We start from the raw sequence: 9473 nt of genomic DNA on the forward strand, positions 1-9473 counted from the left end.
TTAATCTACATATGTATATTATATTACATGTGTTCCGGTGTATTTAAATTTTTTTAGTAAGAAACAGGAGGAGAATCTGTAAATGAATATGACAACAAAGAGCCCTACAAGTGGCAAAGTTGATACTTCTAATATGAAACATACCCCCATTTTAATTGCATTACTTTTAGGGGCAATGGTTGCATTATTAAACGAAACATTACTTGGTAATGCGTTAACCGTATTAATGAAAGAATTTGGTGTAACAGCTTCAACGATTCAATGGCTTTCTACAGCATACATGTTAGTGGTTGGTGTTTTAGTCCCGATTACAGCGTTACTTCAGCAATGGCTCACAACGAGAAAAATGTTTTTAATCGCTATGGTAACGTTTTTAGTAGGTACATTAATTGCGGGATTCGCACCGACATTTTCCGTTTTATTAGTCGGCCGTATCGTCCAAGCTGTAGCGACGGGGTTAATTACACCGTTATTAATGAATACGATTTTAATCATTTGTCCACCTGAAAAACGTGGTGCCACAATGGGATTAATCGCACTTGTGATGATGGCAGCTCCAGCAATTGGTCCTACATTATCTGGAGTAATTGTTGATTCATTAAATTGGCGCTGGTTATTCTATATCGTTATTCCTATCGTGATCATTTCAATTATGATTGGGATGAAGTACATTCAAAATGTTTCAGAGTTAACAAGGCCAAAAGTAGATTATCCATCTATCCTTTTATCAACATTAGGATTTGGCGGGTTTGTGTATAGCTTTAGTGCATCAGGTGATTTAGGATGGTCCGATGCGAAAGTGTATGGCACTTTAATTGTTGGGCTTATCTCATTATGTATTTTTGTCGTTCGACAATTGAAAATTGAGAATCCAATTTTACAATTACGAGCATTTAAAGTCCCGATGTTTACAATATCAGTTGGATTAATCGTCATTGTGATGATGTCGTTATTTTCAACGATGACTTTATTACCGATGTTCCTGCAAACAGTTTTACTCGTTACAGCTTTTAAATCAGGAATCATCATGCTTCCGGGAAGTATTATTAGCGCCATAATGGGACCAATCGCAGGTAAACTATTTGATAAATTTAGTCCGAAAGTTATTATCGTTCCAGGCATTGTGTTAGTAGGGATAGCAATGTTTTTATTTAAAGGGATTACTCCTGATACATCAATGGTACAGATTATTGTTATGCATAGCGTATTAATGGTTGGACTCATGTTTGTCATGACAGCACAAACATACGGTTTAAATCAATTAACACCAGATTTATATCCGCACGGAACAGCACTATTTAGTACGTTGCAACAAGTAGCTGGCGCAATTGGTACGGCTATCTTTATTTCGAAAATGTCTTCAGGAACAACTCAGTATATGGAAAGTTCCGCAAATCCAATGGACCCAGTAGAGAAGTTAAATGGTTTAACTTCAGGATTCCAAGGTGCATTTACACTTGGATTAATCTTTATTGTTGTTGCATTTATCGTATCATTGTTCTTAAAAGAAGAGAAAAAGGGAGTAAAGGTAGCAGGGGTTTTACAGAACGAAAATTAAGGTTTATATAAAAAGACATCTTTACGATTAAAGATGTCTTTTTATATTTCTTTCGTAATAATAGTTCAAACAGCGGAGGGAAATGTGGTATATGTATTGTCTGTTTTTTAGTATAAAGATCTATTGAGAATAACGATGTAAAGCCTTACTAATAACTAAAAGTCCAATAATGAGGGAAAGTGTTCTCATAATAAACTCGGCAACGAATAAGTTGCCCATAGCTGTCGATCCATCATACATTAATCCTGTGATGATAATAGGTGCGATCATAATGATAATTCCAATTACTATTTGAAGAAGTAGATTTACGTTTTTACTCAAAATAATCACCTCCAAAAAATATTACAAAACAAGTATGTGGAATTTTATACATTTATTATACTGTATCAAATTAAAGTTACGGTAATGTTTCTAAAATAAAAAGGAGGTGTCACATAGTCAAAAAATGACTCTTGGGACATCTCCTTTTAAGTAGTAGAAAGTAAAGACGCTTCAATAATATAACGATCTGGGGCGTCACCAATGTAGTTGAAAGGGTAACACGTTGTTAATGTTAATGTTGGTTCCTCTTTTTCTACAATGACAGTTCGATCTTCTGCGTTTGTTATCCAATGTTGGTTAATGCTGTATGTGTATGTTTTATTCTCATATTCTACAATTAGTTGGTCATTTTCCTTTAGTTGACCTAGTTCGGTAAATACAGTATCTCGATGGCCACTTAAAACTGTGTGACCATTTCCAGATGGTGTAGTCGTTAATTCGCTAACAAACATACCAACACCCTTTTTTAGTACTTTATCATCAGCGCCCCAATATATGGAATATTTCTTTTGGATTTTAGGAATGATTAAGTAGGCTATTTTTTGCCCTAATTGATGATTTACTTCTGAAGACGGAATTTGCACAATTTCTTCATGGTTTTGCGGAGTTTCTATTGTATCGTTATTGTCTTCAGGAGGTGTTGTGATGGGTGTTTGCGTTTCGTATTTTTTTATTTCACTAGAGGCTAAAGATTCTGCTGAGCTTCTAGCACCATACCATTCTATAAAACAATAAGAAAAGATCGAAATTCCAACGATAAATAAACATAAGCCGATCCATTGGTTTATTTTCATTTATATCACTCCATTTTAAAAGGACAGGGGAACCCTGTCCTGTAAAGGAATTATTTTATGCGTTTGTTTTTTTACGACGGAACATTAATACAGATCCAACTGCAGCTAAACCTAAGCTTGCTAACATCATTGTAACACCGTTTGATGCTGTATTTGGCAATTTTTCGCCTTGTTTTTTATCATCTTTTTTCACAGCTGTATTTGTGTCTTTCTTTGTTTCTTTTACAGTTGTTTGAGGTTTAGTATGTTCTTGCTTAGCAGGCTCCTGCTTAGTATTCTCTTGTTTAGTGTTTTCTTGTTTAGTGTTTTCTTGTTTAGCAGGTTCTTGCTTAGTTTGTTCTTGTGGTTTGTTTTCATCTTTTTTATCAGTTTGTTTACTAGCTATAAATTGGTCATAATCCCCTTTTTTAACTTCACAAGGTAAACCATCGTTGTCACGGTCTAGATCGTGAGGGTCGTTAGTTGCGCTATATCCATTGCTGTGCCAGAACTCCATAACTTCTTGCTTGTTTTTGAAGTGACCACAATTTTTGTCGTTTGGATTTTTGGCTGCAAATGCAGAAGAACTGTACCCCACAGTTAAAAGTGTGAACGCTGTTGCTGAAACTAATAATTTTTTCATGATTTTCTCCCTTTTCCCAATATTATGTATTACATTGAAATATTTTACATTCAAATATTCGAAAATACAATAGGGAAAATCAAGAAATGTAAGATTTTTTAAAAATCTTACATTTCCTCCGTAACATCATACCGTAGCAACTGCCCCTGATCATAAAACCTCTCAAAAAGAAGCCCCATTACATAAAAGAATACTAGCCCGAAACCAATATGAATGAGTGTAAAAGTAGTTCCAAATGAAGAAAATTCATACACGAGAATTGGCAATTTCGCAGTTGTCCAAACGCCTAAGAAAAATACGATGTACCGAATGCTTGCGCCTTTTTTTAATAGTAGTGCTGCGATTGGAAAGGCGACGTAGAGGGGACCAGCTGCAATGCCTCCTAATAATAGAGAAAACAAGATTCCGTACATACCTGATTTTTCCCCCATATATTTCATGAGCGTTTCTTTTTTCACCCATTGATCAAGTAGCCCTACAAATAGTAAGACAGGGGGGAGGAGAAACAGCATATCTAAAATGCTATTCCCTGTTAGTTGTAATGCACTCCATCCTAAAGATTGATTTATAAAAGTTAATAGAAAGAGCCCGAGTAGTAAGACGAAAAAGAAGCGATATCTTTTTAGTTCTTTCATACCATCACCATCCAAATGATATAGGAGAATAGAAGAGACATGAGCAAAGCAGCTGTATTACGTGCGTAAGCAAAGCTTCGCCCAAATATCTTTTGTTCCATCGGTAAAGTTGTAAGTCCTACTGACATGAGTGTAGACATAAGTGCGGCAACTTGAGGTAGGCCTGCGCCGTGTTGGACTAATGTATTTCCAAGAGGAAACACGACAAAGCTTGGAATAAGTGCAACGGAGCCGAGTATTGCTGAATACATAATACCTAACAATCCGGACTGTTCTCCAATGATAGAAGAAATAAAGGGCGGCGTTAATATAGAAAGCGATAAGCCAACGAAAAGCAGGATGGAGAGCATCGCAGGGAGAAGGTTGCGAAACATTTTCCACGATTTCATTAGAGCATCTTTCGTTTTCTTGCGGTCCTTCATAAAAGAAATACCCGTAAGAATAATGGCTAACGTGTAAAGAATTACGCCGTTAATCATGATTGGATTCCTTTAAGTCTTTATATTTGCCTATGAAAAAGGATAAGTTCTTCATTTTTTCTTCAATATCCATTTGGAAATCTGCCAGTTGTTCCTTTCCAGCAGGTGTAATTTTGTACATCTTTCTCGGTTTGTCTTGATGATCTGTACTTACATAAGATTCAATTGCACCTTCGTTTTCTAATTTCTTTAGCGTACGGTATAAAATGGCGCTATCGATTGGATTAACTGGAAGTTCTTCTTCGCACTTTTGCAATAATTGCCCACCATAGTTATCCCCCTCAGCTAAAAATAACAAAAGAAATGCACCTGTATGTCTTCCTGTATGTTTCATGAATAGACCTCCTAGAATGAATTAGGATTTATACTGTTAATGACAGTATACTGTTGTTAACAGTATATGGTGCATGAAGTGTTATGTCAATTTTAAAATGTGCGATTTTTGAGGGGGAAGATAACAAGAACAGTGTGTTCTTTAGCGCGGGTAAACTACGGATGGGGAGGGGGTGTACATCCAAACACACAAAAAAAAGACACTCTCAAGAGTGCCTCCCCTTAGCAGCCGAATCCGCCGCCCCAACAACTAGCTCCAACGATGATTAATAAAATAAAGAGTACAACAAGTAAAGCAAATCCGCCGCCGAAACCACAGCCTCCACCACAACTACCGCCATAGCCCATATTAACTCCTCCTTCCATAAAGACCATTAATTAATGGATTTAATTTACTTTATGTTTTTACGGATAAACTTGAGCAGGTCCTTTTGAAAAATAAAAGATACTTGGGATTTTATAAGAGTTGACAACCTTATTTTGTCACCGGTATTGGGTCGTTTACATATTGTATTTTATTCTGTGTATTGGGGGAAGGAGGATCTGTATGGCTAATTCTGAAATGATTTTACGTTTACTTACGGATTTAAAGATTGAACAGCAAGCCTTAAAAGAGCAGTTGGAAAAAATACAAACTGCTGTGACTACTCTTGAAGAAAAATCAGCGATTGTGGAAGAGAAACCAACGACTATTGAAGAAAAACCAGCTGTTGCTGCTGCAAAGCAAAGAGCCCATTCTGGACACCCAACATCTTTTCGTGCTTGGAGAGCATCTGCTCAAAGGAATTCATAAAAATATAAGAAAAGAAGACATCTAGTAAGATGTCTTCTTTTACTTGTACAATCAAAATGAGTTAAGAAGGTATATCCATATTGCTTTAAAAATAAGAAGAAAATAATGATTGTCGACTCCTGTTTTAGTATAGCATGTAATAATAAAGATTTTCATGAAATAATGCATATATATTAATTATAAGATTTTTTATATATTTTAGTTGTCTATTATTCCTCTTTACATGCTACATGTAAAGGTTTTCTTATGAAAAGAAACCTATTAAATAAAGAGTGGGAAACGTATATTCAGAACTATAAAAACAGTGGGCTATCAAGTGATTCCTGGTGCTGAAAACAAAATTTAACAGTTCATCGGCTATATTACTGGCTAAAAAAATTATCATCTGAAATGGAAGAGCAAAATCCAAATGTGCGTGTGGGTTCAGCGTTATTTGACGTTCACTTAAATTGGAGGTAACAAAGATTAATATATATACATCAATAATATTGCTAATTATAATTGAGATAAAAGTATTCATAATATATGGGGGAATAACAAGCAATGAATAAAAAGGCAACATTTAAAATAGGGGCAATGTTTACCATTTTATTAATGGCATGTGTTTTTTATGGATATAAGAGTTTAAATAGTTTTTTAGTCTGGAATGAACTCGGTGATATACAGATGATTTCAAGTGAAAAAGAGGTTGCAAATGGTATATATTTTGTAAGGGGAGAGATATATTCTGAACGTGTAACAGGAGATGAAACGCTACTTGCTGATGGGTATGCGGTAGTGAATCGAATTCAAAAGAAAAAAACGACATATTATACACAGACTTCTGCACCAAATCGTTCGTTATGGAGTAACGGCCAAGTAACAGCTTTTTATAATGAACCAATACATATCGGAAATAAAGAATTAAAATTAATAAATAAAGAAAATGTGTCTTTGGAAACTCCCTTTATGGAATTAAATGATCAGAATGTAATTTCAACAAGAATAAATGATATTCAGGCGAATGCTACAAAGTTAGCAGATGGAAAAAAACGCTTTTATTCATTTAGAGCAGTAGAAAATAAAGAAAATGTAGTTGTACTTGGATCAGTAGATGGAAAAGTAATAAAAGAATTACCTAGTAGATATGGGGAATTTGTTTATATTGGAAATACTAAGGAGCAAATTATAGATAGCTTAAAGAATGGTAATAACAGAAATTGGATATATTTAGCTGTACTTATTATACTAACTAGTATTAGTGGATTTGTATTTTATATGTATGGGAAAGGAAAATGGACAAAAGATGTTTTTGTTTTTACATTTTTCGGACGGAAAATAAATTAAAGAGGATGCATCTTTGCATCCTCTTTAAAAATTCATATGAGTTCTTTTCGTAAGGAAAGTTCTTCTTCATTTTCGTATCCAGTAATTAAGATTTCTTCGATTTAAAAGGTGCCCCATAAATGATAAACCATACCGATAACAAAAAATGCTAGTCCCACAAACAAAACAATTAAAGCAAGCATTCCATTCTTATTATGTTCCATACATTCAGCTCCTTTTTAGTTATATACAAAAAAGCCTTTAGTCGTAATTATGGCTAAAGGCTTTGATCTTCATACTTTATAGTTTATAAAAAAGTTGCACTTCTGTATTAATTTGGAATATGATTGTTTAAAGAGTAGGTGATGAGTACATGCAGGAAAGAAAACAATTCCCGCTTATATCTGGAAATCTCTCATTAGATTTAGTGAATACAGAGTTAGTTAGGCGTGGACAACGTTATGATTTATTAATAACAGATGAAGATGTATTAGAATGGCTACATGTAATAAAGGTTAATCTGCCTTTTTGGAATGAAAAAACACTTATAGGAATTCAAGAGCGCATGAATCAAGTTACATCTAGCATACTAGAGCTAAGAGAATTACTGAGAAAACAGTTTGAGGCAATTGCCGATCAGCACGAAATTTCGGATGATTTTATTACGTATTTAGAAAAACAAATTGAGAAGGCACCATTTACATATAAAGTTATTGAACAGAGTTTAGTACCTATTCCAGTTGGAGAAATTGAGGATGTACTTGTATCGTTAATTGCGCTTGATGCTTTAACGTTAATAGCAGAAAATAAGCTTATTTCTCTTAAAAGGTGTTCAAACCCTGACTGTGTTTTATTATTTATAGATAAAAGCGGAAAACGAAAATGGTGTTCTATGAAAATATGTGGGAATCGAAAAAAGGTAGCAAAATTTCAATTTCGAAAATCTGAAGAAGTTTAGGGAATCAACTTATAACAGTTGATTCTTTTTTTCTGTATTTTTAAACTAACCTATAAAATTAATATTGACTGGTTAGTTTGTTCGGAATATAATTATTGGTAAATAAAGGAGGAGAATGATGAGTAATATAACAGCAGCTAAGCAGAAAGAGGCTCAACCAATAAGTGTACGATATTTTGCAAAAATGAAAGGGAAAGGAAGAAGTCCATTACAAGTAAATATAAAGGACTCTTTAACAGGACTATTGGGGGGATTTTTAACGATTCTCACCTTAACATATTTAACGAGTATAACGTCTACAGAATTGTTAATGGCTCCATTTGGGGCGAGTTGTGTATTAGCGTTTGGAGTTTGGAATGCACCGTTATCTCAGCCACGTAATATTATTGGAGGACATTTGATTTCAACTTTCATTGGTCTATCAATATATCATTTGTTTGGGAATGAATATTGGACAATTGCTTTAGCAGTGGGGATGTCGATTGCTATTATGATGTTAACAAGAACAACGCATCCTCCGGCAGGGGCTGATCCAATTGTCGTTATTTTAGGAGCATACAGTTGGAGTTATTTAGTAACACCAGTTCTAGTTGGTTCTCTTGTTATTGTAGCTTTTGCTTTATTCATTAATAATATGAGTAGTAAAAGAAGCTATCCAACTTTTTGGATATAATTTATAAGGTGAAAAACAATTTGAGTAAGTATTTCATTTTTACTATGTTTCATTTTTTATATAGAAAAGGCCTTTAGTCGTAATGATGACCAAAGGTTTTTATTCTCATACTTTTTAGTTTACAAAGAAAAGACACCCATATAAGAGTGTCTTTTCCGATAGTTTGTTTAGCAGAAACAAGAAGCTCCAACGATGATTAATAAAATAAACAATACAACTAATAGTGCAAATCCTCCAGAAAAACCGCAGCTTCCGCCGCAACTACCACCAAATCCCATAATAGTTCCTCCTTTAATAAGAGGGGAAAACAAAGGGTCACTCGTGTTTTTTAACGGATTCTATTTACTTTATGTTTTGACGCATAAACGTGAGCAGGTCCTTTTGAAAATAAAAAAGACATCTTAAGGTGCCTTTATCCCGCTTTAATGGGCAGTAAGACCCCCACCTCAAAATTCAGCGAAAGCAAAGAATTTAGGTGGGGGATCAACTGCCCATAAAAGTCCGATTGGTGAGGGCTAATAATCAGTGGGGGATGAAGAAAACCCCCACTGATTAAAGTTTCACTTTATGTAATTAATATTCGTTAGCATAAAATTCTTTTATTAATTTTATTTCATTTGTATCCGGGTCAAACTTAAATATTTTAATTTGATTCGACTCGTCTTTATAGGCAAATGTATTATCACCAACTTGGGTCATATTGCTAATGTTTAAGGTAGGATCACTACCATGGTCAGTGATTTCCACAGTTTTCTCACGATCCCAAAACGCGATGACAATGATCAAGATGATGAGGCATATACGTATGAAACGTAGTTCTCTTGCAACAGGATGTTCCATTTGATGGTCTCCTTTGTCATGTAATAGATTTTGTGTGTAAAAGAGAGAATCCTTACGAATAGAATATAAATAAAAAAGACACTGTAAAATGAAGTGACCCCTGTCAAGTAGACAGTATTCAAAAAACACAACTAAGCAACCTGAGTTCTATATTTATATGGA

General features: G+C 34.4%; 14 protein-coding genes. 5 read left to right on the top strand and 9 right to left on the bottom strand.

Annotation, left to right across the window (positions count from 1 at the left end):
* Positions 1-82 precede the first annotated feature (82 nt).
* On the top strand, positions 83-1558 hold the full coding sequence (locus tag JDS82_RS26280; protein WP_199714172.1) for an MDR family MFS transporter: 1476 nt from the start codon (positions 83-85) through the stop codon (positions 1556-1558).
* Positions 1559-1678: 120 nt separating this feature from the next.
* Here JDS82_RS26280 and JDS82_RS26285 read toward each other — a convergent pair whose 3' ends face one another.
* The 7 genes from JDS82_RS26285 to JDS82_RS26315 all read right to left on the bottom strand — a co-directional run bounded on the left by JDS82_RS26285 (position 1679) and on the right by JDS82_RS26315 (position 5090).
* A complete protein-coding gene (locus JDS82_RS26285; protein WP_077317128.1) occupies positions 1679-1879 on the bottom strand; it encodes a hypothetical protein in 201 nt (66 codons plus the stop codon).
* A gap of 146 nt (positions 1880-2025) precedes the next feature.
* On the bottom strand, positions 2026-2673 hold the full coding sequence (locus JDS82_RS26290) for a class D sortase (RefSeq protein ID WP_199714173.1): 648 nt from the start codon (positions 2671-2673) through the stop codon (positions 2026-2028).
* Between the two features lie 55 nt (positions 2674-2728).
* A complete protein-coding gene (locus tag JDS82_RS26295) occupies positions 2729-3295 on the bottom strand; it encodes an excalibur calcium-binding domain-containing protein (protein ID WP_199714174.1) in 567 nt (188 codons plus the stop codon).
* 107 nt (positions 3296-3402) lie between these two features.
* Entirely contained in the window at positions 3403-3930 is a 528-nt protein-coding gene (locus JDS82_RS26300) for a permease (protein WP_199714175.1), read from the bottom strand.
* A complete protein-coding gene (locus tag JDS82_RS26305; RefSeq protein ID WP_199714176.1) occupies positions 3927-4409 on the bottom strand; it encodes a hypothetical protein in 483 nt (160 codons plus the stop codon). The genes JDS82_RS26300 and JDS82_RS26305 overlap by 4 nt, the downstream gene beginning before the upstream one ends.
* Positions 4402-4743 carry a PadR family transcriptional regulator gene (locus JDS82_RS26310; RefSeq protein WP_075310369.1) on the bottom strand — a complete coding sequence of 114 codons (342 nt, stop codon included), beginning with the start codon at positions 4741-4743 and terminating at the stop codon, positions 4402-4404. Before JDS82_RS26310 ends, JDS82_RS26305 begins: the two co-directional genes overlap by 8 nt.
* Before the next feature lie 221 nt (positions 4744-4964).
* Entirely contained in the window at positions 4965-5090 is a 126-nt protein-coding gene (locus JDS82_RS26315; RefSeq protein ID WP_000540377.1) for a YjcZ family sporulation protein, read from the bottom strand.
* 199 nt (positions 5091-5289) lie between these two features.
* Here JDS82_RS26315 and JDS82_RS26320 point away from each other — a divergent pair, with 199 nt between their 5' ends.
* The 4 genes from JDS82_RS26320 to JDS82_RS26335 all read left to right on the top strand — a co-directional run bounded on the left by JDS82_RS26320 (position 5290) and on the right by JDS82_RS26335 (position 8471).
* Complete coding sequence (locus JDS82_RS26320; RefSeq protein ID WP_046957167.1) at positions 5290-5535, top strand: hypothetical protein; 246 nt, start codon at positions 5290-5292, stop codon at positions 5533-5535.
* Positions 5536-6078: 543 nt separating this feature from the next.
* Complete coding sequence (locus JDS82_RS26325) at positions 6079-6861, top strand: hypothetical protein (RefSeq protein ID WP_046953913.1); 783 nt, start codon at positions 6079-6081, stop codon at positions 6859-6861.
* A gap of 352 nt (positions 6862-7213) precedes the next feature.
* Complete coding sequence (locus JDS82_RS26330) at positions 7214-7798, top strand: CGNR zinc finger domain-containing protein (protein WP_199714177.1); 585 nt, start codon at positions 7214-7216, stop codon at positions 7796-7798.
* Between the two features lie 118 nt (positions 7799-7916).
* Positions 7917-8471, top strand: coding sequence for an HPP family protein (locus JDS82_RS26335; protein ID WP_199714178.1), 555 nt, complete (start codon positions 7917-7919; stop codon positions 8469-8471).
* A 167-nt stretch (positions 8472-8638) separates the two neighbouring features.
* Here the strand turns inward: JDS82_RS26335 and JDS82_RS26340 are convergent, their stop codons facing one another.
* Positions 8639-8749, bottom strand: coding sequence for a YjcZ family sporulation protein (locus JDS82_RS26340; RefSeq protein WP_000505686.1), 111 nt, complete (start codon positions 8747-8749; stop codon positions 8639-8641).
* A gap of 295 nt (positions 8750-9044) precedes the next feature.
* Complete coding sequence (locus JDS82_RS26345) at positions 9045-9311, bottom strand: YmzC family protein (RefSeq protein ID WP_088106921.1); 267 nt, start codon at positions 9309-9311, stop codon at positions 9045-9047.
* Positions 9312-9473 lie beyond the last annotated feature (162 nt).

The sequence above is a fragment of the Bacillus cereus group sp. N14 genome, from assembly GCF_016483555.1.
Taxonomy (GTDB): Bacteria; Bacillota; Bacilli; order Bacillales; family Bacillaceae_G; genus Bacillus_A; species Bacillus_A wiedmannii.

Bases quoted from the DNA above. Each gene is read 5' to 3' on its own strand.
- JDS82_RS26315 (WP_000540377.1), bottom strand. From the start codon at position 5,090: ATGGGCTATGGCGGTAGTTGTGGTGGAGGCTGTGGTTTCGGCGGCGGA.
- JDS82_RS26280 (WP_199714172.1), top strand. From the start codon at position 83: ATGAATATGACAACAAAGAGCCCTACAAGTGGCAAAGTTGATACTTCT.
- JDS82_RS26305 (WP_199714176.1), bottom strand. From the start codon at position 4,409: ATGATTAACGGCGTAATTCTTTACACGTTAGCCATTATTCTTACGGGT.
- JDS82_RS26340 (WP_000505686.1), bottom strand. From the start codon at position 8,749: ATGGGATTTGGTGGTAGTTGCGGCGGAAGCTGCGGTTTTTCTGGAGGA.
- JDS82_RS26290 (WP_199714173.1), bottom strand. From the start codon at position 2,673: ATGAAAATAAACCAATGGATCGGCTTATGTTTATTTATCGTTGGAATT.
- JDS82_RS26345 (WP_088106921.1), bottom strand. From the start codon at position 9,311: ATGGAACATCCTGTTGCAAGAGAACTACGTTTCATACGTATATGCCTC.
- JDS82_RS26295 (WP_199714174.1), bottom strand. From the start codon at position 3,295: ATGAAAAAATTATTAGTTTCAGCAACAGCGTTCACACTTTTAACTGTG.
- JDS82_RS26320 (WP_046957167.1), top strand. From the start codon at position 5,290: ATGGCTAATTCTGAAATGATTTTACGTTTACTTACGGATTTAAAGATT.
- JDS82_RS26325 (WP_046953913.1), top strand. From the start codon at position 6,079: ATGAATAAAAAGGCAACATTTAAAATAGGGGCAATGTTTACCATTTTA.
- JDS82_RS26335 (WP_199714178.1), top strand. From the start codon at position 7,917: ATGAGTAATATAACAGCAGCTAAGCAGAAAGAGGCTCAACCAATAAGT.
- JDS82_RS26300 (WP_199714175.1), bottom strand. From the start codon at position 3,930: ATGAAAGAACTAAAAAGATATCGCTTCTTTTTCGTCTTACTACTCGGG.
- JDS82_RS26330 (WP_199714177.1), top strand. From the start codon at position 7,214: ATGCAGGAAAGAAAACAATTCCCGCTTATATCTGGAAATCTCTCATTA.
- JDS82_RS26310 (WP_075310369.1), bottom strand. From the start codon at position 4,743: ATGAAACATACAGGAAGACATACAGGTGCATTTCTTTTGTTATTTTTA.